This is a genomic window from Sphingomonas sp. PAMC 26617, assembly GCF_000242835.1.
Lineage (GTDB): Bacteria > Pseudomonadota > Alphaproteobacteria > Sphingomonadales > Sphingomonadaceae > Sphingomonas.
Map to the genome: position 1 here is coordinate 2,091,106 of NZ_JH594425.1, position 22,039 is coordinate 2,113,144.

Sequence of the window (22,039 nt, forward strand, 5' to 3'; positions counted from 1 at the left end):
ACGTAAACAGCATATTCCGAGAACGTTCACAACCGGGCGTTTTCGTAGTGTTGCTGGCTTGACAATCGTTTCGCCGCGGATCAGGTGAACGTTCTCAAACAAGAGGGCGCAGGTGTAAAAGCGCCACGTTTACAGGGAGGATGACGATGGGGGGCTTCAAGACCCGTTTGGCTACGCGACTCGCACTTGGCGGGTCGATGCTAGCGCTCGCGAGCTATCCGATGATGGCTTCGGCACAGGATACGGCCTCGACGATGGGCAATACGGGTCCGTCGACGACCCAGGACCAGCCAAGCGCACCCGCGACCACGCAGAGCACCGCAGTGGCAGACGGCACCGCGGTGGCGGACGGGACCCAGGCCCCCGGCGATATCGTCGTTACCGGCATTCGCGCCAGCCTCCGCAACTCGATCAACCTGAAGCGCGACGCGCAGGGCATCGTCGATGCGATCTCGGCGGAAGACATCGGCAAGTTCCCCGACACGAACCTGGCGGAATCGCTCCAGCGTATCACCGGCGTGTCGATCGACCGGTCCAACGGCGAAGGCCAGTTCGTCACGGTGCGCGGCTTCGGCCCGGAATATAACCTCGTCACGCTCAACGGTCGCCAGCTCGCGACGTCGACGATCGGCGACGGCAACAGCGCGCCGGTCTCGCGTTCGTTCGATTTCGCGAACCTCGCCTCCGAAGGCGTCGCCGCCCTCGAGGTCTACAAGTCGGGCCGTGCAAGCGTGCCGTCGGGCGGCATCGGGTCGACCATCAACATCCGGACGCCGCGTCCATTCGACAAGCCCGGGATCCGTGGCTCGCTGTCGGCGCGGGGCGTCGTCGACACGTCGCAGAACGGCGGCAAGGACGTGACGCCCGAAGTCTCGGGCATCTTCTCCGACACGTTCGCGGACGACCGGATCGGCGTGCTGATCCTCGGCTCGTTCCAGGAGCGCCATTTCAGCGCGAACTCGGCCAATGTCGGCTTCCGCGACGGCTATCTCGGTGCGGAAAACAACTGGGGTTCGCTCGCGCAGCCTGGTGACCCGCGCTATGCGAACATCACCAACCGCCCCGGCGCGACCGACGTCTATCAGGTGCCGCAGAATGCGGGCTATGACGTCGTCAACGGCAAGCGTCAGCGCATCAACGGGCAGGCTGTCCTGCAGTTCAAGCCGACCGACACGCTGACCGCGACGTTCGACTACACCTACTCGCGCAATACGGTCGACATTCGCGATAACAGCGTCGGCATCTGGTATAACCACAACGACACGTCGAGCTCGTGGACCAACGGCCCGATCGCTGGCCCCGTCTTCTACACCGAGCGGTTCCAGGCGTCCGAAACCAAGGATCTCGCTTATTCGGCGTCGCAGACCTCGGCGCGTAGCGAGAACAAGGCGATCGGCGGCAATCTGACGTGGAAGGGGCCGGGTGGTGTCACCGTCGTGCTCGACGTCAACCACTCGACCGCGGAATCGAAGCCGAACAGCCCGTATGGCAACAGCAACTCGGTCGGTACCGCAGTGTTCGGCATCCAGAACCAGACGCTCAACTTCGACAACCGGCTGCCGGTCATCTCGTACAACATGTACGGAGGCATCGATCCGCTCAACGCCGCCAACATCGTCCCGACGGGCAATGCGTTCCGCAATTCCTACTTCCGCGACGAGATCAACCAGATCCAGCTGAAGGGGCATTACGAGCACGACAACGGCTTCCTCGACAGCCTCGACTGGGGCGTGCAGTACACCCAGAACAAGGTGCGTTCGGCCTATAGCGTGCTGCAGAACGACACATGGGGCGGGACCGGCGGCGACAGCGCCGCGCAGCGTGCCGCAGCGGCGGCGTTGCTGCCGGACAACCTGTTCAACCTCGTCAGCATTCCCGACAAATTCTCGGGCATCAGCGGCTCGAACGCGTCGAACATCGTCAAGTCGTTCTATTCGTTCAACCTGCCGAGCGTCGTCACCTTGCTCGATCAGGCGTACAAGATCTGCGGCGGCAACGGGCAGTGTCTGCTGCCGTACACCACGGACTCGCGCGTGACCGAAAAGACGATCGCGCCGTATCTGCAGGTCAACGGCAAGTTCGAAGTGATGTCGGTCCCCGGGCACATCATCGGCGGCGTGCGCTACGAGACGACCGACGTCAGCGCGTCCGCGCTTGTGCCGACCCCGTCGGGCGCGCGGCAGAACTCGCAGAACGAGTTCAACATCCTGTTCGCCGGTAGCGGTTTCACCCGGTTCAAGGGCAGCTACCAGAACTGGCTTCCGTCCTTCGATTTCGACATCGAGCCAACGAGCACGATCAAACTGCGCGCTTCGTACAGCCACACGATCACGCGTGCGGATTACGGCAGCCTCCAGGGCGGGCGCCGGCTCGATACGCTGTTCCGCGTCGGTGGTGGCACCGGTTCGGTCGGCAATCCGAACCTGATCCCCTTCAAGTCGAAGAACATCGATCTGTCGGCGGAATGGTATTACACCAGGGAAAGCTACATTTCGGTCGGCTATTTCCACAAGAATGTGTCGAACTACATCAGCAGCACCGTGGTGAACCAAACGATCCCCGGGATCACGTCGCCGACGACGACCTTCAACGGGGTGACGCAGAACGGGCCACGCTATCAGGCGGCGCTCAATGCCCTCGGCACCAACGCGACCTTCGCGCAGATCCGCGACTTCATCGGCACCAATTATCCGGGTGGCGTGGTCAACGGGACGATCGTCGCGCAGCCGAACGATCCACTGGTCAACTTCGTCGTCCAGACACCGTTCAACAGCGACCAGACAGCGAACGTCAACGGGTTCGAATTCGCGATCCAGCACTCTTTCTGGCACACCGGCTTCGGAACGATCCTCAACTACACGATCGTCAAGGGCAACCGGAACTACAACAATCGGCTGCCGTCGAGCGTGTCGCAGTTCGCGATCACCGGCCTGTCGGATAGTGCCAACGCCGTGCTGTTCTACGACAAGAACGGCCTGCAGGCGCGCGCCGCGTACAACTGGCGCAAAGGGTATCTGTCCGGAACGGGCGTCAACCCGTTCTACGTCGATACTTATGGTCAGCTTGACGTCAGCGCGAGCTATGCGCTGACCAAGAACATCTCGGTGTTCGTCGAGGGGATCAACGTCAACAGCGAGGATCGCAGCGGTCATCTCCGGTCCGAACGCAACATCAACTTCGTCACCAAGCAGGATCCCCGCTACTCGGCGGGTGCGCGGATCTCGTTCTAAGGCCTGAGGAAGACCACTCGCGCCCGGCGTGGGTGGTCTTTTCGCTTGGCTGAGGGCACAAGGCTATCGAACAAGGCTTGGGTACGGGCCACGCAACAGGACGGGCCACAGTGGATACGGCCATCACGAAGATCGTCATCGTCGGCGGCGGGACCGCAGGCTGGCTCGCCGCCTGCCGGATCGCCGCCGCGGCGCACCCCGCCGCCGCTGATCCGATCACCGTCACCCTCGTCGAATCCCCCGATGTGCCGACGATCGGCGTCGGGGAGGGGACGTGGCCGACGATGCGCGCCACGCTGGAGCGGATCGGGATCGGCGAGGCCGAATTCCTGCTCGCCTGCGACGCGTCGTTCAAGCACGGCTCGCGCTTCAGGGGCTGGGCGAGCGACGCGGCCGACGACGTGTATTTCCATCCCTTCACGCCACCGGTCGAGGCGGACGCCCGCGGACTCGTCGCTGCATGGCAGGCAGACGCAGCGAACGCGCCGTTCGCCGATGTCGTCACCCCGCAACCGCAGGTCGCGCGGCAGTGCCTCGCGCCCCGCCAGCGGACGATGCCCGATTTCGCAGGCGCGCTGAATTATGGCTATCATCTCGACGCGGGCAAGCTTGCCGCATTGCTGATGCGACACGCGACCGAACGGCTCGGCGTGCGCCACCTGCGGGACCATGTGACCGGGGTCGATCGCGCGGAAACCGGGGACGTGATCGCCGTACGCACCCGCGACAATGGCGCGGTCGGGGGCGACCTGTTCCTCGATTGCTCGGGCCATGCCGCGCTGCTGGTCGGCGAGGTGCCGTTCATCGACCGGGGCGACGTGCTGTTCAACGACCGTGCGCTGGCGGTGCAGGTGCCGGTCGCCCCGGACAGCCCGATCGCCGCGCAGACCGACGCGACCGCCCATGCGGCCGGATGGATCTGGGACATCGGCTTGCCGACCCGGCGCGGAGTCGGTTGCGTCTATTCCTCCGCGCATATGAGCGACGACGAAGCGCTGGCGACGCTGACCGCGTATCTCGGCACGCCCGAGCCGGTCGAACCCCGACGATTGCGCTTCCGGTCGGGGCACCGCGCGCAATTCTGGACGGGCAATTGCCTTGCGATCGGGCTGTCGGCGGGGTTCCTGGAACCGCTCGAGGCGTCGGCGATCGTAACGGTCGAGCTGTCGCTCGATGCCTTGCTCGACGACTGGCCGACGCGCGCGACGATGCCGCTGGTCGCGGCGCGGTTCAACACGCTGTTCCGCTATCGGTGGGACCGGATCGTCGAGTTCCTCAAGCTGCATTACGTGCTCAGCCGGCGCGAGGGGCGCTATTGGCAGGACCATCGCGATCCCGCATCGATCCCGCCGCGGCTCGCCGAATTGCTCGCGCTGTGGCAGCATCGTCCGCCGCTGCGCGCCGACCTGCCGATGGTGGACGAGATGTTCCCCGCCGCGAGCTATCACTATATCCTGTACGGCATGGGGGCGTCCCCGCCCGCCACGGGGCCGCTGCGCGCAGGCGCGCTGCCGTCACTCGCGCCAATCGCGCAGCGCACCCGCAGCATGGTGGCTGCGCTGCCGCCGATACGAGCCTATCTCGACGCGTGCCGGGCGGCGCGCCAACCGATCGCTATGGAGCAGTTTTCCTGATGGCCAACCACGTCCTTCTCACCAGCGAGGAGCATCGCACGCTGCGTATCGACTCGTCGTGCGGCGCGGCCTTCGGCGACGCGGTGATGTCGTGCCTGATCGTGCCGAGCGAGTTTCGCCGCGTCCAGAACGACTATCCGATCCTGTTCCGCCTGACGCCGCAGCGCGATCGTTTCCAGGCGCTGGCGATGTTCGGGTTCGAACCCGGCGAGAACCTGTTCCTCGACGGTACGCGCTGGGATGCGCGCTATCGGCCGCTTGCGCTCGAGATCCAGCCGTTCCTGATCGGCCACCCCGCGACGCCGGGCGGCGACAAGCAGATTCATCTCGACCTCGACAGCGCGCGTGTCGCGACCGGCGGGGAGGGGGTGCGCGTGTTCGACGACGTCGGACGCCCGACGCCCTATCTTGAAACGGTTGCCGAACAGCTCGGCGAGCTGGATCTGGGCTGGCAGGCGACCGACGGCTTCTTCGCCGCACTCAACCGGCATGAATTGCTCGAACCGCTGACGCTGGAAATCACGCTCGACGACGGCACGACCAACCGGCTGGTCGGCTATCACGGGATCGCCGAGGAGCGGCTCCAGCAACTCGATGCGACGGCATTGGGGGAGCTTCAGGCCGAGGGGCACCTGATGCCGGTGTTCATGGCGGTGGCGTCGCTCGCCAACGTCGCCGAGCTGATCGCGCGGAAGAGCCTTCGGGAAGCAGCGCGTGGCTGAGGCCGATCGTGGCATCTTCGCGGATCTGGCGACGGTGCCCGTAGTCCGCGTCGCGGATGCCGCCGAGCTGGATGCGCGGCTGCGTAGTGCCGAGGCGCCGTTCGTGGTGCGCGGGCTGGTCAAGGACTGGCCGCTGGTCGAGGCGGGGCGTCGCTCGTCGCGCGATGCGCGCGCCTATCTGCTGCAGCACCACCGCGACATGGCGTTCACCGTCGCGATCGGCGAACAGGGCGCGGACGGCCGGTTGTTCTACGATGCGGCGATGGCGATGAACTTCCGCACGCTGCGCGCCAAGCTGCCCGACATCTTCCAGCGGATCGATTCGATCGAGGGGCGCGCGGGGGCGCCGCCGGTCTATCTCGCGTCGATCGACATGCACCAGTTCTTCGATGGGCTGTACGAGGCGAACCACGTCGATCTGGGCGATCGCACCTGCCTGGCGAGCATCTGGATCGGCACCAAGACACGGATTGCGGCGCATAACGACCTGCCCAACAATCTGGCGTGCGTGGCGGCTGGGCGGCGACGCTTCACGCTGTTCCCGCGCGAACAGTTCCGCAACCTGCATCTCGGGCCGATCGACAATACGCCCGCCGGTCGTGCGATCAGCATGGTCGATTTTCACGCGCCCGATGCAGCGCTGCATCCGCGCTTCCCCGACGCACTGGCGCATGCGCAGGTTGCCGAGCTCGAGGCGGGCGACGCTTTGTATATTCCGGCGATGTGGTGGCACCATGTCGAAGGGCTGGCCGATTTCAACGTGCTGGTGAATTACTGGTGGCGCGAGACGCCGCGCTGGATGGGGTCGCCGCAGGATGCGCTCAACCACGCGCTGCTCGCGATCCGCGATTTGCCCGAGGACCAGAAGCGGCACTGGCGCGACCTGTTCGACTATTACGTCTTCAACAATGGCGACGACGTGACCGCGCACATCCCCGAGGAGGGGCGCAGCGTGCTCGCCCCGCTCACCCCGGAAAGCGCCGACCGTATCCGCGCCTTCCTGCTCAGGAACCTCAGCCAATGATTGCCAGCCCACGTCGTATCGTCGTCGCCGGGGGCGGCACCGCGGGGTGGATGGCCGCCGCCGCGATCGCGCGGACGATGGGCCGCACCGCCGAAGTGACGTTGATTGAGTCCGACGCGATCGGGACGGTCGGGGTCGGGGAGTCGACGATCCCGCCGCTCGTCACCTACAACCGGCTGCTCGGGATCGGTGAGGCCGATTTCATGCGCGCGACGCAGGCGACCTTCAAGCTCGGCATCCTGTTCGATGGCTGGAAGGATGGAACCGACCGCTATTTCCACTCGTTCGGGATCACCGGGCAGGACCATTGGTCCGCGGGGTTCCAGCATTTCTGGATGAACGGACGCGAACGCGGGCATGATGCGTCGTACGACGCCTATTGCCTCGAGCTTGCCGCGGCGATGGAAGGCAAGTTCGCGCATCTGCCCGATGAGCGGATGAACTACGCCTATCAGCTCGATTCATCGCTTTACGCGCAGTTCCTCCGCCGCATGGCGGAAGCCGACGGCACGCGCCGGATCGAGGGCAGGATCGTGCGCGTCGCGCTCGACGGCGAGACCGGGGACGTCGCCGCGCTGCACTTAGACTCGGGTGCGGTGGTCGAGGGCGACCTGTTCCTCGATTGTACCGGGTTTCGCGCGCTGCTGATCGAGCAGGCCCTCCATGCCGGCTATGACGACTGGAGCCACTGGCTGCCGTGCGATTCCGCCATCGCGGTGCAGACCGAGAGCGTCCGTCCGCCCGTGCCCTACACCCGCGCGATGGCGCATGACGCGGGCTGGCAGTGGCGCATTCCGCTCCAGCATCGAACCGGCAACGGCATCGTCTATTGCAGCCGCTATCTCGACCGCGAGGCCGCGCTGGAACGGCTGCTCGGCAACGTCGAGGGCACGGTGCTGACCGAGCCGAACATCATCCGCTTCGTCACCGGCGCGCGGCGGCGGCAGTGGCACCGCAATGTCGTTGCGATCGGGCTCTCGGGTGGATTCATGGAGCCGCTCGAGTCGACCAGCATCCACCTGATCCAGCGCGCGATCCTGCGGCTGATCCGGATGATGCCGGCGGGCGCAATATCGCCGCGCGACATCGCCGAGTTCAACGACCAGCAGTTCGCCGACATGGAGCAGATCCGCGACTTCCTGATCCTCCATTACAAGGCGACCGACCGGCGCGATTCGCCCTTCTGGCGGCAATGCGCCGCGATGGACGTGCCGGAGAGCCTGGCGCAGAAGATCGCGCTGTTCCGCGAGACGGGCCGCGTGTTCCGCCGCAACGAGGAGCTGTTCGCGGAGAACAGTTGGGTGCAGGTGATGATGGGCCAGGGCATCGTGCCCGCCACCTATCACCCGATCGCAGCCAAGCTGCGCGACGAGGAACTGGCGAAGTTCCTGTCGAACCTGCGCGACAATGTCACGCGGACGGTAGCGGGGCTGCCGGGACATGCCGAATATGTCGCCCATTATTGCGGCGGTTGAAGGCAGTGGCACGCAGGCGGCAGGCCGTCACGATCAAGCATGTCGCGGCGGATGCGGGGGTATCGCTGCAAACGGTCAGCCGTGTCGTGAACAAGGAGGCGGGCGTCCGGCCCGAGATGGCCGCACGCGTGCAGGAAGCGATCGACCGGCTGGGGTATGTGCCCTCGATCGCGGCCCAACGGATGGGCGGCTCGCGCTCGTATCTCATCGTCGCGCTCAATGATCGGGAGCGGACGATCGCCGATTGGCGCGCGCGCGAAGGGACCGACTGGGTCGACCAGATGCTGTTGGGCGGGATGCTGACCTGCGCGACCTATGGCTACCGGATGATCGTGGAACTGGTCGACACGCATAGCGACCATATCGAGCGCGAACTGATGGGCGCGATTGCCGCGTTGCAGCCCGACGGCGTGATCCTGACGCCGCCGCATTCGGAAAACCCACTCATCATCAACCTGCTGGAGTCGCACGGGATCAGTTTCGCCCGGATTGGCTCGCGGCGCGCGGGGCCTGGCTTTGCGCTGACGATGGACGACGAGCGCGCGGCCTCGAGCGCGACCGAGCATCTCGTCGCGCTGGGGCACGAGCGGATCGGCTTCATCGCGGGACCCTCCGAATATCAATTGAGCGCGTGGCGTGCCGAGGGGTGGCGCGCCGCGATGGCGGCGGCGGGGCTCGAGGATGACCTGCTGGCGCGCGGTGATTTCAGTTTTGCCTCGGGGCAGGCGGCAGCCGCCGCACTCCTCGACGCGGCCGAACCGGCAACCGCGATCATCGCCAGCAACGACCAGATGGCCCTTGCCACGCTCGAAACCTGCCGAGACCGCAAACTCGTCGTTCCGCGCGACGTGTCGTTGATCAGCTTCGACAACACGCCGATCGTTCGTTTCGCGCATCCACCGCTGACCGCAATCGACCAGCCTATCGCCGATCTGGCGGCACGCGCCGTCGAACTCATCATCGCCGAACTCGCTGGTCGCGAGGCTCCGCCGCAGCCGATCATCGTTCCCGCGACGCTGGATTTGCGCCGGTCGACCGCGCGGCGTCGCTAGCGTGCCCGTCTCCCATGCCGCGCTGACGGCGCGACCGGGCTGCGTTCAACGATCATGCCCATGAAGCGCCCTCCGGCCGTCCGTGGTCCCGGGCAGTCGACCGTTTGGCTGCCGGTGCTGGGTGCGTTCGCCTATGCCGGCTGTGTCGTCGCCTACCTGCCTTTGCTGACGTTGCTGCTGCCGCTACGGGTCGAGCAGATCGCGGGGGAAGCGCGGTTGGGCGTGCTGGCGACGGCCATGATCGCCGGCGCGGCGATGGCCAGCATCGCCGGCATCCTGTTCGGTTGGCTGAGCGACCGGTCGCTCGAACGGGGCACGGGACGGCGTTCGTGGATCGCGGCTGGTCTCGTCGCGACGATCCTGTCCTACGCGGGTGTTGCCGAGGCGCGCACCCCAGCCATGCTCGTCCTCGCGGTGATGGCGTTCCAGGTGTCGCTAAACGTCGCGCTGGCACCGCTGGTGGCACTGCTTGCCGAGGAGATTTCCGATACGCAGAACGGACTGATGAGCGGTTTGCTCGCAGGCGCGCAGCCGCTCGGTGCGGTGATCGGTCCGTTGCTGGCGGGATGGACCCAACCCGAACTGGGTTTGCGTCTGTCGCTGATCGCGGTCGTCGCCGTGCTGTGCATCGGTCCGTTACTGGCGACGTCGGCGCGCAAGACGGTGCAGCGTTCCGAACCGACGGCCCCGGTCCTGTCCCCCGATCTCGCCATCGCCTGGCTGTCCCGCCTCATGGTCCAGATCGCGGGCAACGTCCTGTTCGCGTACCTCCTTTTCTATATGGAGCAGTTCGCGGTGCCCTCTGCGTCGGGCGACACGGCCACCCAGGTGGGATGGCTGATCCTCATCGCAAGCGTCGTGCCGTTGCCTCTGGCGGTTTTCCTCGGTCGCTGGTCGGACCGGATCGGACGGCGAAAGCCATTCCTGCTCGCCGCTTCCGCACTCGACGCCGCAGGGCTGGTGGTGATGGCATTCGCGGACGACTGGACCGTCGCTGCGACGGGCTTCTGTCTATATTCGACCGGCTGGCTGGTCTTCCTGACGCTGCAGATCGGTTTCGTCATGCAACTGCTTCCAAATCCGAACCGGCGGGGGCGGGATCTCGGGCTGATCAATTTATCGAATACCGTGCCGGTGCTGATCGGGCCGGCACTGGCGTGGTGGCTCGCGACACCGCGAAACTTCGGCCTGCTGTTCCTGACGCTCGCGGGATTGTCGTTCATCGGGGGAGTGGCGATGCTCGGCATAAGGGGCCGCCGGTAACGACAGAACCGGGTTGCGCGGTCTGGGCCGGTCGGTCTGTCGCCACGGCAGCCACGCTGGAGCGGATCGGCGCTATTGCCAGAGGCGTTCGGCGCAGGCGCGGATGAAGGCAGCGCTTGCCGCCGGATGCGCGACCGGAAGCATGTGGCCGCCGTCCGTGCGCTCCAGCGTCGCGCCCGGGATTGCCGCCACTGCACGATTGCCGTCGACCGCAGGCGCGATGACCTGATCCTCGCGCCCGTACAGCAGCGCGACCGGGATCGTCACCGTCGGATAGCGGCGGGCGATCGCGGTGAGATCCCTGTCGGCACTCGCGAGTTCGACCAGCGCGGCGTTGACCGAGATCGGCCGATCCCCGAGGCGGCCACCGCCGCGCGTCGCGAAGTCGCGTGGAACCGGATCGGGTGCGAAGATGGAACGCCAGCGCACATCGAACGCCGCGCGGCTGATCGGCGTGCCGAGCACATTGGCGAAAAGCGTGCGCGCGGTCGGGCTGCGGTCGATCGCGCCGGCGACCGGCGCGGGCATTGCGTGGGGCGGCTGCGTCATCGGCGCGAGCAGCGCCAAGCCGGCGATCGCGCCCGGATGGTGAGTCGCCACGCCCAGCGCAACCGCGCCCGCGAGCGAATGGCCGACGAGCAGTGGTGGATGGTCAAGCGCAAGCGCCTCGATCAGCGCCGCGATGATCGCCGACTGGCCGAGGATGCCGGGTTGGTCCCCGCTCGCGACCGAATAGCCCGAACCGGGCCGGTCGACGAGGATCACGCGGTAGCGGTCCGCCAGCGCGTCGGCGACGCCGTAGGAAAAGTTGCGAAGCTGCGCGCCCAACCCGTGCAGCAGGACGATCGTCGGGCCCGTGCCGCGATCGACGTAATGCAGGCGCGTACCGGCAACGGTGATGAAGGTGCCGTCCGCCGGAACGTCCTGCTCGATCCGCCCGGTCGTCAGGCGTGTGTAGAGCGCTGCCGCCGCGAGGGTCGCAGCGACCGCGCCGGCCGACCGAAGCGCGAACGCGCGCTTGCCGGACCCGCGCGAAACCGCCTTGGATGCGAAGAAGCGGCGCATGTCCGCAAGCAGCAGACCGGGTTGCTCGAGCGCCGCGAAGTGTCCGCCAGCGGGCATCTCGGTCCATTGCACGATCGTGTAGGTCTTCCGCGCGAGCGAGCGGGGCGGCGGGGCGAAGACCGGATCGGGGAACGCCGCGACCGCGGTCGGCACGCGAATGCGCGTTCCCGCAGGAAACTTGCCCGATCCTTCTAGCACGCGGCCCCGGTACATCCAGGTCGACGACACGAACGACCCCTCGACCAGATACAGCATGATGTTGGTGAGCAGCAAATCCTCGTCGAACGTCTGCCACAGGTCGGGGCGACCCTGTGAATCGCGCGGAACGTCGGCCCAGGCACCGAACTTTTCGAGGATCCATGCCGCGATTCCGACCGGACTGTCCGACATCGCGACGCCGAGCGTCTGCGGACGCGTGCCCTGTTCCAGCGAATAGCCGGTTTCCTCCTTGACGGTCTCGGCGCGCTGCTCGGCCCAGGCGCGTTCCTCGGACTTCGTCGGCACTGCGTCTTCCGCCTGGAGCAGCACCATGTTGAGATGAAGCCCGGCGACGGCGTCGGGATGCTGGTGCGCGATCCATCCGCCGATCGCGGCGCCCCAGTCGCCACCCTGGACGAGATAGCGGCCCGTGCCGAACAGCGCGACCATGAGCCCGTGCATCAGCTCGGCGGTCTGCTTCGGCCCGATCGGCGCGGATGGCCGGCCCGAGAAGGCGTAGCCCGGAAGCGAGGGGATGACGACATCGTGACCATCCGCAACGAGCGGCGCGATCAGCGCCTCGAATTCCAGGAACGAGCCGGGCCAGCCGTGCAGCAACAGCAGCGGCGGCCGTGAGCCATCGCCGCGCGCGTGGATGAAGTGAAGGCGCTGGCCCTGGACCTTGGTGGTGAACTGCGGCAGCGTGTTGAGCCGTCGTTCCTGTGCGCGCCAGTCGTAGCGCGTCAGCCAGTGATCGACGAGCCGCTTCAGATCGGCAAGCCCGACCCCTGATTGCCATTCGCCCGCATCCGGCACCATCGTCCAGTCGAACGCTGCGACCTTCGCGCGGATGGTGGCGAGCCGATCGTCCGGCACGGCGATGATAAACGGGTCTGCCATATCGGGATCCTGCCAGTCGAAGTGCGTGGAAACGGGGGGTCGTGATCGAAGCCCCCCTCAACGATCGAATCGCGGATGCGTTCACCGGCGTCCGGCCGGACGGAAACGATGGGGGGCGGTGGCTCTTCCATGAGGGCAAAGCGTTCTCGAGCGCTGACATTCCATCGAAGGACGGATTATGAAAATGCAGGATCTGACCGGCAAGGTCGCGGTGATTACCGGTGCGTCGAGCGGGATCGGCGAAGCGGCCGCGCGACTGCTCGTCGCGGAGGGCGTTCGCGTCGTGCTGGTAGCCCGGCGGCGCGGGCGGATCGACGCGCTGGTGGCGGAGCTTGGCGACGCGGCGATCGCGCTCACCGCGGACGTCGGCGATGCGGCGGCGGTCGCGAACGTCTTCGCCGAGGTCGAGCGGCGGTTCGGTGGGCTCGACCTGCTGTTCAACAACGCCGGTCTCGGCGTCAACGCGCGCTTCGAAGATAGCGATCCCGCCGACTGGAAACAGATGATCGACGTCAACCTGTACGGCGTCCTCTACTGCACGCAGGCGGCGATCCCGCTGATGCGGGGCCGGTCGGGCGCGATGATTTCTTCCGTGTCGAGCGTCGGCGGGCGGTACGGGACCGAATCGTGGTCGGTCTATAGCGCCACCAAGTTCGCGGTGGTTGGCTTCCACGATGCCTTGCGCAAGGAGCTGGGCGGCGAGGGCATCCGCGTTTCCGTGATCGAGCCCGGCGCGGTGTGGACCGAGTTCGGCCAGAATGTGAGCGATGCGATGCGCGAACGGCGCGAGAGCCTCGATGCGCTGACGTCGGATGACGTCGCACAGGCGCTCGTCTACGCCTTCGCGCAGCCGCCGCGGGTGCTGGTCGAGGAGATCCTGCTGCGCCCGGTCAGGCAGGTCGCCCCCTGACCGGCGGCGTTCTTACGTCCGAAGGGGCGGGGCCATGCCCGCCCCTTTGTCGCACGGATCAGGCCGCCAGATTATGGGCCTCGACATGCGCGGCGATGTCGCCGGCGGTCGTCCACCAGATGCGGGGATCGTTCGCTTCGCGGAGTTCGGTCAACACCTGCGCCAGCGCGGGGACGCGATGCGCCTGCCCCATGATGTAGGGATGAAGCGCGATCCCGAGCACCAGCGGGCGGCGGTCGCATTCGGACAAAAGCTGTGCGACGTTGGCGCGGATCATGTCGGCGAACGTGTCCGCCTCCTGCTTGCGCTCGATGATCGCGGGGAGATCGTTGATTTCCTGCGAATAGGGGACGGAGAGCAGGCCACCGTGGTCGGTCGCGAGCCGGGTCGGCTGGTCGTCGTGCGCCCAGTCGAGGACATAGCGATAGCCGTTCTCGGCAAGCAGGTCGGGCGTGTTCTTGCTTTCCGAGATCCACGGGCCGAGCCAGCCGGTGGGGCGCACGTCGAGCGCTGCCAGCCGCTCGGTCACGTCGGCGATCAGATGCGCCTCGCGCGACCGGAACAGCGCGCCTTGCGCCGTGGCGTTGCTGCCCCCGTGCGCCGCGATCTCGTCGCCACGGTCGCGACAGGCTTCGGCAAGTCCGGGGCAGCGATCGAGCACGTCGGCGTTGAGGAGCGCAGTGGTGCGAAGCCCGAGCCGGTCGAACAGATCGAACAGCCGCCACGCGCCGACGCGATTGCCGTAATCGCGCCACGCGTAGTTCATGACGTCGGGCTTGGTCTGCGATGGCGCCAGTTCGGGGCCGAGACCGCTGCCGAAGTCGAACACCTCGTAATTGACGCCGAGATAGATGGCGAGGCGGCGGCCATCGGGCCAGTCGTAATCCGGGCGTCCGACGATCGGGCGATAGGCGTAGCGGTCATGGTGCGAGCTGCTCATCGCGCGACAACGCGCGAAGCCGCCGATCGCTTCCACCGGATTTTGGCGGTTCCGACCGGCAGATCGTGACCGTCCAGCAGCAGTCCGCGGACAGCTTCCGCGCCCAGCTCGAGGATGCCTGCGCCTGGCTCGAAGGCGAGGCGGCCAGCTTCGGCGGGCGGATGCTGCCGATCCATCTGACCCCCTATGTCATGGGACTGCCCTATCGGATCGGCGCGCTGGAGCAGCTGCTTTGTACCTTGGACAATCGGCCTGGCGTCGCCTTTATGTCGGCGGGGGAACTTGGCCGACAGGTCTCGGAGCAGCTCGCATAGCATCGCACGTCACCCCGGGGCGGCATTCGGCAGCGTCCCGACGCTTTTCTTGCCGTATGGCGGAGCCGGTCGTGTGTCGGAATCGTTGAGGGCGACCAGACTTGCGAGGAATGCCGGTGTCAGACGCCCCAACGCCCGAACTGCCGACGACCGATCTGCCGCCTTTGCCATCGCCCGAGCGATTGCAGGACCTGCTGCATCAGGCCGCGCGGCTCGGACGCGACGATGTCATCCCGGCCTTGCTGCAGTCGGGGGCTGACGTCGATGCGCGCGATGCCAAGGGCTACACGCCGTTGATCCTGGCGAGCTACAACGGGCAGGTTTCCACGACCACCGTGTTGCTGGCGGCGGGCGCAACGGTGGATGCCGGGGACGGCGCGCGCGGCAATACCCCGCTGATGGGCGTGGCGTTCAAGGGCTATGCCGACATCGCGCGCCTGCTGCTCGAGGGGGGCGCCGATGCGAACCAGCGCAATCTCGCCGGGCAGACCGCGCTGATGAACGCGGTCATGTTCGGTCATGCGCCGATCGTCGAGATGTTGCTGGCGGCAGGGGCCGAAACCGACGTGGTCGATGCCGCCGGGAACAGTCTGGCGAGCATTGCCGCCGGCCAGGCAAACAGCGCGATGCTCGACCTGATCGACCGAGCCGTCCGACCATCCCGATCCGACGCGGAACTGGCCGACGCCGCCCCACAAGCCCAGCGATAGGGCGTGGCGTCGGTCGACGACGCGTGCGCGATGACGGCGGCGCTCCTCGCGCAACGCACCCCCGATGGTTCGATCTGCCCGAGCGAAGTGGCTAGAGGCCTCGCCGCCGCAGACGCCTCGCCGTTCCTGGACTGGCGCGACGCCATGCCCACGGTGCACGCGGCCGTCGATCGTCTCGTCAGCGCGGGTTCGGTGCGGTTGAGCTGGAAGGGGAAGCCGCTGCCCGCCCGGTCCGGGCCCTATCGGATCAGGCGCGGCGAATGAGCGGACAAGCATCGTTCCGTACGGCAGCCCCCAGAACGGGCGTGTTCGACCGGTAGACGGGTTTGCGGAGGCGATTTTGACGATCGCCCGGTTTGACGCACCGCACGGCAACCGGCATCCTCGGCGCATGACCAACCCCGCCCCCTCCCGTCGTGACGCACTTTCCGGCATGGCCGCTGGCGTAGCCGCCAGTGTCGCCGTTGCAGCAACCCCCGCCTGGGCAGCGCCCGGGGGCGAGCCTGCCGCGGCATTGCTCGACCGGCTGGCGTGGGGGTTGCTCGACCTCGACCCGCCCCAGGCGACCAGCCTCGGCGTCGATACCGGTGCCCATGCGGGGCTGCGCCGCCGGCTGGACGATCGCACGCCCGCCGGGGTGGCGGCGCGGAAGGCGTTCCTCACCCGCGCGCTCGCCGATCTCGCGAAGGTGCCGCGCGACGGGCTCGATCCGGCGCTGCAAACCAGCCTGTCGGTTGCCGACAGCGCGTTTCGCACCGCGCTCGACGGAATGGCGCTGCCGTACGGCGTCGCGACGATCGGTAACTGGCGCAACACGCCGTATGCGGTGATCCAGAACGTCGGCGCGTGGATCGACGTGCCGCAACTGCTCGACGGCGCCCAGCCGGTAACGTCCGCAGCGGACGCCGAAGCGTATCTCGCCCGGCTGTCCGGCATGGCAGCGCAGCTCGACGGCGAGACGGTGCGGCTCCGGGCGGCGCGGCTCGAGGGACTCGTCCCGCCCGCGTTCCTGCTCGACAAGACGATCACCGGGATGACCGGCACCATTGCATCCGCGGCGGCACCCGACGGCGCGCTGATCGGCCCGCTCGCGCGCAAGACCAAGACGATCCCCGGCGACTGGATCGCGCGCGCGCAGCGGATCGTGCAGGGGAGCGTGATCCCCGCGCTCGAACGACAGCGCGCCGAGTTGCGCGCCGAGCGCGCGGTCGCGACCGATGCCGCCGGGCTAGGCACCCGGCCGCACGGGCCCGAATGGTACGCCTGGGGCCTTCGCGCGGGCACGACGACGCGACGCACGCCCGCCGACATCCACGCGCTCGGGCGCGCGCAACTCGTCGACCTGCAGCGCCAGATGGATGTCATCCTCAGGAGTTTCGGGCTGACCGAGGGGAGCGTCGCCGAACGGGCGGCGGCCTTGCAGCAGCGGCCCGGTATCGGTTTTCCGAACGACGATGCCGGGCGCGTGCAGATCATCGCCTACATGCAGGGCAAGATCGACGCGATCCGCCCGCGCCTGCCGCGTGCGTTCCGCAAGCTCGTGAAGGGCAATCTCGAGATCCGGCGCATGCCGCTCGCGCAGGAGCCCGGCGCGCCCGCCGCATATGGCGGGCCGGGGTCGATCGACGGCAAGGTCCCGGGCAAGATCTGGGTCAACCTTGGCGATCCGACGATCCACAATCGCGTCACCATCCCCGATCTGGTGTTCCACGAGGGCATTCCCGGCCATGTCTGGCAGGGTGAATATGCCCAGCAACTCCCGCTGATCCGCTCGATCCTCGCGTTCAACGCCTATACGGAGGGGTGGGCGCTCTATGCCGAGCAACTCGCCGACGAACTGGGGATGTACGAGGGCGATCCGGCAGGACGGCTGGGGTATCTGATGGGACTGTCATGGCGCGCGGTGCGACTGGTGGTCGATACCGGGATCCACGCGATGGGCTGGACGCGCGCGCAGGCACTCCGCGAATTCATCGCCGCGACCGGGCTGCCGCTGAGCAACGCGGCGAGCGAGGTCGATCGGTATTGCGCGTGGCCGGGGCAGGCGTGCGGCTACAAGCTCGGCCAGACCGAGATCGTCGCGCAGCGGGACCGGGCGCAGACGGCGCTCGGCCCGCGGTTCGACCTGCGCGATTTCGACCAGGCGGTGGTCGAGGGCGGCAATGTCCCGCTCGACGTTCTGGCGGGCAACGTGACCCGGTATATCGCGCTGGCCAGGGGCTGATTGCGAGGATCAGCCCCCCGCCGGGGCATCGCTACCGCTGCATCGCGACGCTGCGATCGCGATACGGGTCGCTGATGGCGATTCCGTCCTTGGCCCAGTCCGCACGGGAACGGCAGGGGTCGGCCGCGCTGCGCGGATAGGGCTCTGCCGGCGCCGGGTCGGCAAAGACCCGCAGGCAATATTCGTCGCGTCGCCCGGCGTAGCGGACCCGGTAGGTTTCGGTGACGGTGGAATGCCGGGCCTGTTCGGGGCGTTCCGGCAAGGGCGGAACCGCTACGCTCATCGCAATGGCAAGAAGGAGAATCATGATTCCGCAGGCTCCAGAATGTTCGGCACATCGACCATTCGGCGTGCCGTGGGAGACCGATGCGAAAAGTGTGCCAGTCGACTAATACACGCTTGCTGGGGGGGAAACCCCGGCGCCATCGCAACGCGGGGTAGCGCCGTTTGCACCAACCTCTGGTTCCATCTCCCAAGCCTTGGCTGATCGCGACCTCCGGCTTCCGGCCTCCGCGGCAGCGCGCTGAAACCAAGGGAAACGGCTCGCTGTGCGCGCGCCGGAACCGAACGGCATGTTTTCTTTCTTGTGGCGGAACGTCGTTGGACCTTCGCCAGCGGTCGTTTTAACGCAGACGGGCTTGACCGTTCGGAGCCGGGGGACCACGGCCAAGACATTCCGTTCGCCCCGATGGGGCTGTGTTTCCCGACTTTATAAGATTGTATGCCCATGCGCTTGTCTCGTCTGCTGTCTCCTTCCTCCAGCGACCTGGCGATCGACCTCGGCACCGTGAATACCGTCATCTACTTGCGCGAGAAGGGCATCGTCCTGAACGAGCCGTCGGTCGTCGCGCTCGAGACGCTGGACGGCGTGCAACGCGTCCGCGCGATCGGCGCGGAGGCCAAGCTGATGCTCGGCAAGACCCCGGATGCGATCCGAACGATCCGCCCGATGCGTGATGGCGTGATCGCGGACATCGATGTCGCCGAACAGATGATCAAGCATTTCATCGAGAAGGTGAACGGCGGGCGCAATTGGCTGTCGCGTGGGCCCGAGATCGTGATCTGTATTCCATCGGGCGCAACCCCGGTCGAACGCCGCGCGATCCGTCAGGCGACGATGAACGCAGGTGCGCGCAAGGTGCATCTGATCGAGGAATCGATGGCCGCCGCGATCGGCGCCGGGCTGCCCGTGGCCGAGCCGATCGGCGCGATGGTCGTCGATATCGGCGGCGGCACGACCGAGGTCGCGATCCTGTCGTTGCGCGGGCTGGCGTACAGCACGTCGGTGCGGGTCGGCGGCGACCGGATGGACGATGCGATCGCCTCGAGCATCCGCCGCAAGCACAACCTCATGATCGGCGAGGCGACCGCCGAGCAGATCAAGTTCGCGATCGGCACCGCGCTGATGCCCGAGGACGGGATCGGCCAGGAGATGCGCGTGCGCGGGCGCGACCTGCTCAACGGCGTGCCGAGCGAGATCACCGTCAACCAGGGTGAGATCGCGCAGGCGCTTGCGGATCTGGTCGGGCAGGTGATCGAGGCGGTGCTCTCCGCGTTGGAAAAGACCGAGCCGGAACTCGCGGCGGACATCTTCGACCGCGGAATCGTGATGACCGGCGGCGGCAGCCTGCTCGCCGGAATCGATGCGGTGCTGTCCGCGGCGACCGGCCTGCCCGTGATCGTCGCGGAGAACGCGTTGACCTGCGTCGCCGTCGGGGCCGGGCAGGCGCTCGACGATCAGGTGTTCCAGGGCGTGCTGACCACCGCCTGACCGTATCTATATGCGTCCTTTATGCCGGACACAGGCGATCGATCTCGAACCTTAATGCATGGCGGGCCTATCTGAAGGCCAGCCCGATCAAGCGCTTGCCGGGCTTTACCGGCAGCGCGGCAGGATCGGGTGCAGGAGCCTTGCAATGCTGTCGACGACCGATCCGGAGCCCGACCAACCCGCCTGCGTGTTGAAGGTGGGGCAGGATACCGCTGGCCACTGGCTCGTCCAGGACAGCGGCGGACGCCTCGAGGGGCGGTTCATTTCGCTCGCCACTGCGATGGCGTTCGCGCGCGCCGAGCGGCACTCGCTCCCCGGTGCGACGATCGAGCGGAGCGACACCCCGCTGATCCCCAACATCTCGTTCGCCCGCGTCGAACCGTGGGAAAATGCGCAGCATCTGCGCCACGCCGCCTGAGTGCGCGCCTCATTTCAGGAATTCTGCATGACTTACCTCGCTGATCACAGCGTTGCCGCGCCGTTGCGCGCGGTGCGCACCCCGCGCCGCGCCAAAGTGCGCACCGCTTGCCCCAAATGCCGCGACGCGCGCTGGGCTGCCGTCTCCGCCGCCCTCGTCGCGCTCCGCGACGGCAACCGGCGGAGTGTCCGGATCGTCGATGCGGATTGCGGCAACGGCACCTTGCTGCTGTGCGCGGTGCAGCAGGCGCGCGCGCTTGGCTTTACCGCGATCGAGGCGCGCGGGATCGACGCCGCCCCGGCGCACGTCACCCGCGCGCGTGCGGCAGCGGCGGCGATGCACGACCCCGCCATCGGCATCGCGTTCGAAACCGGCGATCTCGTCGCCGCGCTCGATGCGGAAAGCGGGCTGCCCGCCGATATCGTGCTGTGGCATGGCGCGCGCGGCGGTAACGCCAGCGCCGAGGCGCGCGCGGTGGCGTGTGCCGGACGGACGCTGATCGCCGATCCGGTCGAGCCGAAGGCGCTGGCAGCATGACGCACCGGGATATCGCCTGGCGCAGCTTCGGCGGAGCACTGTTCCTGATGGGAGCGGTGATCGGCCTCAACGACCGGGCCGGGAGCGGCAGCTTTCCGGGGCTGGCAGGGTTTCTGGTCGCGCTGTTCGGCTTCGTGCTGATCGTCCAGGGCAAGCGCGTCCCCGCCGCGCTGCGGATCGAGCGCAGCCGCCACAAGGGCCTGCCGCAATCGATCCACGCACGCCGACGCCGCCGGCCGGAGAACCGCAATGGATGACTTGCCGTTCGCACGCCGCGCGGGCGTGCTCCACGCCGAGGGCGTGCCGCTCCCGGTGATCGCGCAGACGGTCGGGACCCCGGCCTATGTCTATTCGGCCGCCGCGCTGCGCATTGCAGCGCGCGCATTCCGCGACGCGCTCGCGCCGATCGCGCGCAAGCGGCTTGCGTTTGCGGTCAAGGCCAACCCCAATCTCGCGGTGCTGCGATTGCTCGCCGCAGAAGGCTATGGCGCGGACATCGTGTCGGGGGGCGAAATGCTCCACGCGCTCGCGGCGGGGATGCCCGCTTCCGCGATCGTCTATTCGGGCGTCGGCAAGACCCGGCGCGAGCTTGCCGCCGCGCTCGATGCGGGGATCGGCCAGTTCAATCTCGAGCTGGAGGCGGAAGGCGAAATGCTTGCCGCCCTCGCAAGGGCGCGCGGGGTGCGCGCGGCGGCGGTGCTCCGCGTCAATCCCGATGTCGACGCCGGCACGCACGCGAAGATCTCGACCGGGCGCAAGCAGAACAAGTTCGGGGTGGCGTATGAGGATGCAGCCGCAATCTATGCGCGGCTCGTCACACGCGAGGGGCTGAATCTGCGCGGGATCGCGATCCATATCGGGAGCCAGCTCAACGACCTGGGGCCGCTCGAGATCGCCTACCGGCGGGCGGGCGCACTGATGAGGACGTTGCGCGCGGCAGGGCATCGGATCGAGCATGTCGATCTTGGCGGCGGACTCGGGGTCGCCTATCGTCCCGGCGACGTGATGCCGAGCGCGCAGGCGTATGGCGCAATCGTCGAGCGCGTCACGCGCGACTGGGATGTCACGCTGACGTTCGAGCCGGGGCGCTTCGTCGCGGCGGCGGCGGGGGTGCTGCTGACCGAGGTCGTGTGGGTGAAGCCGGGCGCGAGCCACCCATACGTCATCGTCGATGCGGCAATGAACGATCTTGCTCGGCCCGCGCTCTACGAGGCGTTCCACGGGTTCGAGGCGGTCGTGCCGACGGGGCAGCGGATGACCGCCAATATCGCCGGGCCGGTGTGCGAGAGCGGCGACAGCTTTGCCACCGCGCGCGAGATCGACTTGGTCGAGGCGGGCGATCTGGCGGTGTTCCGCACCGCCGGCGCATACGGCGCGACGATGGCGTCGACCTACAATTGCCGCGCGCTCGTGCCCGAGGTGCTGGTCGACGGTGATCGCTTCGCGGTGGTCGCGGAACGCGTGACGCCCGAGGCGATGCTCGCGCACCAGCGGCTGCCGTTCTGGATGGGTGAGCCGGTCACGCCACGGCGCGCGGCATGAAGCGCACGTTCGAAACGATCCGACACCCGCTCCGGCGCAACGATGCGGCGGACCGACACGACCCCGCGCGGCCGCGCATCACCGGACGGTTGTCGCTGGGAGGGCAGTCG

General features: G+C 67.4%; 20 protein-coding genes. 17 read left to right on the forward strand and 3 right to left on the reverse strand.

Annotation, left to right across the window (positions count from 1 at the left end; genetic code table 11):
* Positions 1 to 140 precede the first annotated feature (140 nt).
* The 7 genes from RH91_RS09215 (at position 141) to RH91_RS09245 (ending at position 10,400) form a co-directional block, all read left to right on the forward strand.
* A complete protein-coding gene (locus RH91_RS09215; RefSeq protein ID WP_198283246.1) occupies positions 141 to 3,230 on the forward strand; it encodes a TonB-dependent receptor in 3,090 nt (1,029 codons plus the stop codon).
* A 110-nt stretch (positions 3,231 to 3,340) separates the two neighbouring features.
* Positions 3,341 to 4,864 carry a tryptophan halogenase family protein gene (locus RH91_RS09220; RefSeq protein ID WP_010162413.1) on the forward strand — a complete coding sequence of 508 codons (1,524 nt, stop codon included), beginning with the start codon at positions 3,341 to 3,343 and terminating at the stop codon, positions 4,862 to 4,864.
* Positions 4,864 to 5,586: a SapC family protein gene (locus RH91_RS09225; protein ID WP_010162414.1), complete on the forward strand. Its 723-nt coding sequence runs from the start codon at positions 4,864 to 4,866 to the stop codon at positions 5,584 to 5,586. Before RH91_RS09220 ends, RH91_RS09225 begins: the two co-directional genes overlap by 1 nt.
* Entirely contained in the window at positions 5,579 to 6,610 is a 1,032-nt protein-coding gene (locus tag RH91_RS09230; protein ID WP_010162415.1) for a cupin-like domain-containing protein, read from the forward strand. Before RH91_RS09225 ends, RH91_RS09230 begins: the two co-directional genes overlap by 8 nt.
* Positions 6,607 to 8,085 (forward strand): tryptophan halogenase family protein, encoded by a 1,479-nt coding sequence (locus RH91_RS09235; RefSeq protein WP_010162416.1) that lies wholly within the window; start codon positions 6,607 to 6,609, stop codon positions 8,083 to 8,085. Before RH91_RS09230 ends, RH91_RS09235 begins: the two co-directional genes overlap by 4 nt.
* Positions 8,086 to 8,090: 5 nt before the next feature.
* Complete coding sequence (locus tag RH91_RS09240; protein WP_029623733.1) at positions 8,091 to 9,137, forward strand: LacI family DNA-binding transcriptional regulator; 1,047 nt, start codon at positions 8,091 to 8,093, stop codon at positions 9,135 to 9,137.
* 60 nt (positions 9,138 to 9,197) lie between these two features.
* On the forward strand, positions 9,198 to 10,400 hold the full coding sequence (locus RH91_RS09245; RefSeq protein ID WP_010162418.1) for an MFS transporter: 1,203 nt from the start codon (positions 9,198 to 9,200) through the stop codon (positions 10,398 to 10,400).
* Between the two features lie 72 nt (positions 10,401 to 10,472).
* Here RH91_RS09245 and RH91_RS09250 read toward each other — a convergent pair whose 3' ends face one another.
* On the reverse strand, positions 10,473 to 12,563 hold the full coding sequence (locus RH91_RS09250; RefSeq protein WP_010162419.1) for an epoxide hydrolase family protein: 2,091 nt from the start codon (positions 12,561 to 12,563) through the stop codon (positions 10,473 to 10,475).
* A gap of 178 nt (positions 12,564 to 12,741) precedes the next feature.
* On the opposite strand from RH91_RS09250, the gene RH91_RS09255 reads away from it, so the two are divergent.
* The gene (locus tag RH91_RS09255) at positions 12,742 to 13,473 is read left to right on the forward strand and encodes an SDR family oxidoreductase (RefSeq protein WP_029623734.1); all 732 of its coding nucleotides are present in this window, start codon (positions 12,742 to 12,744) and stop codon (positions 13,471 to 13,473) included.
* Positions 13,474 to 13,531: 58 nt separating this feature from the next.
* On the opposite strand, the gene RH91_RS09260 is transcribed toward RH91_RS09255, so the two are convergent.
* Entirely contained in the window at positions 13,532 to 14,413 is an 882-nt protein-coding gene (locus RH91_RS09260; RefSeq protein ID WP_029623735.1) for a polysaccharide deacetylase family protein, read from the reverse strand.
* A gap of 65 nt (positions 14,414 to 14,478) precedes the next feature.
* On the opposite strand from RH91_RS09260, the gene RH91_RS09265 reads away from it, so the two are divergent.
* The 4 genes from RH91_RS09265 (at position 14,479) to RH91_RS09280 (ending at position 17,661) form a co-directional block, all read left to right on the forward strand.
* Complete coding sequence (locus RH91_RS09265) at positions 14,479 to 14,727, forward strand: polysaccharide deacetylase (protein WP_010162422.1); 249 nt, start codon at positions 14,479 to 14,481, stop codon at positions 14,725 to 14,727.
* 182 nt (positions 14,728 to 14,909) lie between these two features.
* The gene (locus tag RH91_RS09270) at positions 14,910 to 15,437 is read left to right on the forward strand and encodes an ankyrin repeat domain-containing protein (RefSeq protein WP_010162423.1); all 528 of its coding nucleotides are present in this window, start codon (positions 14,910 to 14,912) and stop codon (positions 15,435 to 15,437) included.
* A gap of 3 nt (positions 15,438 to 15,440) precedes the next feature.
* Complete coding sequence (locus tag RH91_RS09275) at positions 15,441 to 15,701, forward strand: DUF3253 domain-containing protein (protein WP_010162425.1); 261 nt, start codon at positions 15,441 to 15,443, stop codon at positions 15,699 to 15,701.
* A 127-nt stretch (positions 15,702 to 15,828) separates the two neighbouring features.
* Entirely contained in the window at positions 15,829 to 17,661 is a 1,833-nt protein-coding gene (locus RH91_RS09280) for a DUF885 domain-containing protein (protein ID WP_029623736.1), read from the forward strand.
* A 31-nt stretch (positions 17,662 to 17,692) separates the two neighbouring features.
* On the opposite strand, the gene RH91_RS09285 is transcribed toward RH91_RS09280, so the two are convergent.
* The gene (locus RH91_RS09285; protein WP_029623737.1) at positions 17,693 to 17,968 is read right to left on the reverse strand and encodes a hypothetical protein; all 276 of its coding nucleotides are present in this window, start codon (positions 17,966 to 17,968) and stop codon (positions 17,693 to 17,695) included.
* Positions 17,969 to 18,388: 420 nt separating this feature from the next.
* Between RH91_RS09285 and RH91_RS09290 the strand changes: the two genes are divergently transcribed.
* The 5 genes from RH91_RS09290 (at position 18,389) to lysA (ending at position 21,929) form a co-directional block, all read left to right on the forward strand.
* Entirely contained in the window at positions 18,389 to 19,432 is a 1,044-nt protein-coding gene (locus RH91_RS09290) for a rod shape-determining protein (RefSeq protein ID WP_010162428.1), read from the forward strand.
* 145 nt (positions 19,433 to 19,577) lie between these two features.
* Positions 19,578 to 19,850, forward strand: a complete 273-nt coding sequence (locus RH91_RS09295; protein ID WP_010162429.1) for a hypothetical protein — start codon at positions 19,578 to 19,580, stop codon at positions 19,848 to 19,850.
* Between the two features lie 27 nt (positions 19,851 to 19,877).
* Positions 19,878 to 20,387: a hypothetical protein gene (locus tag RH91_RS09300; RefSeq protein ID WP_029623738.1), complete on the forward strand. Its 510-nt coding sequence runs from the start codon at positions 19,878 to 19,880 to the stop codon at positions 20,385 to 20,387.
* Positions 20,384 to 20,644, forward strand: a complete 261-nt coding sequence (locus RH91_RS09305; protein ID WP_010162431.1) for a hypothetical protein — start codon at positions 20,384 to 20,386, stop codon at positions 20,642 to 20,644. The genes RH91_RS09300 and RH91_RS09305 overlap by 4 nt, the downstream gene beginning before the upstream one ends.
* Positions 20,637 to 21,929: a diaminopimelate decarboxylase gene (lysA, locus tag RH91_RS09310; RefSeq protein WP_029623739.1), complete on the forward strand. Its 1,293-nt coding sequence runs from the start codon at positions 20,637 to 20,639 to the stop codon at positions 21,927 to 21,929. Before RH91_RS09305 ends, lysA begins: the two co-directional genes overlap by 8 nt.
* Positions 21,930 to 22,039 lie beyond the last annotated feature (110 nt).

What these genes read in the sequence shown, in the direction of transcription:
- RH91_RS09215 (WP_198283246.1), top strand. Translation starts at nt 141, where the DNA reads ATGACGATGGGGGGCTTCAAGACCCGTTTGGCTACGCGACTCGCACTT.
- RH91_RS09225 (WP_010162414.1), top strand. Translation starts at nt 4,864, where the DNA reads ATGGCCAACCACGTCCTTCTCACCAGCGAGGAGCATCGCACGCTGCGT.
- RH91_RS09235 (WP_010162416.1), top strand. Translation starts at nt 6,607, where the DNA reads ATGATTGCCAGCCCACGTCGTATCGTCGTCGCCGGGGGCGGCACCGCG.
- RH91_RS09245 (WP_010162418.1), top strand. Translation starts at nt 9,198, where the DNA reads ATGAAGCGCCCTCCGGCCGTCCGTGGTCCCGGGCAGTCGACCGTTTGG.
- RH91_RS09250 (WP_010162419.1), bottom strand. Translation starts at nt 12,563, where the DNA reads ATGGCAGACCCGTTTATCATCGCCGTGCCGGACGATCGGCTCGCCACC.
- RH91_RS09255 (WP_029623734.1), top strand. Translation starts at nt 12,742, where the DNA reads ATGAAAATGCAGGATCTGACCGGCAAGGTCGCGGTGATTACCGGTGCG.
- RH91_RS09260 (WP_029623735.1), bottom strand. Translation starts at nt 14,413, where the DNA reads ATGAGCAGCTCGCACCATGACCGCTACGCCTATCGCCCGATCGTCGGA.
- RH91_RS09280 (WP_029623736.1), top strand. Translation starts at nt 15,829, where the DNA reads ATGACCAACCCCGCCCCCTCCCGTCGTGACGCACTTTCCGGCATGGCC.
- RH91_RS09285 (WP_029623737.1), bottom strand. Translation starts at nt 17,968, where the DNA reads ATGATTCTCCTTCTTGCCATTGCGATGAGCGTAGCGGTTCCGCCCTTG.
- RH91_RS09290 (WP_010162428.1), top strand. Translation starts at nt 18,389, where the DNA reads ATGCGCTTGTCTCGTCTGCTGTCTCCTTCCTCCAGCGACCTGGCGATC.
- RH91_RS09295 (WP_010162429.1), top strand. Translation starts at nt 19,578, where the DNA reads ATGCTGTCGACGACCGATCCGGAGCCCGACCAACCCGCCTGCGTGTTG.
- RH91_RS09300 (WP_029623738.1), top strand. Translation starts at nt 19,878, where the DNA reads ATGACTTACCTCGCTGATCACAGCGTTGCCGCGCCGTTGCGCGCGGTG.
- RH91_RS09305 (WP_010162431.1), top strand. Translation starts at nt 20,384, where the DNA reads ATGACGCACCGGGATATCGCCTGGCGCAGCTTCGGCGGAGCACTGTTC.
- lysA (WP_029623739.1), top strand. Translation starts at nt 20,637, where the DNA reads ATGGATGACTTGCCGTTCGCACGCCGCGCGGGCGTGCTCCACGCCGAG.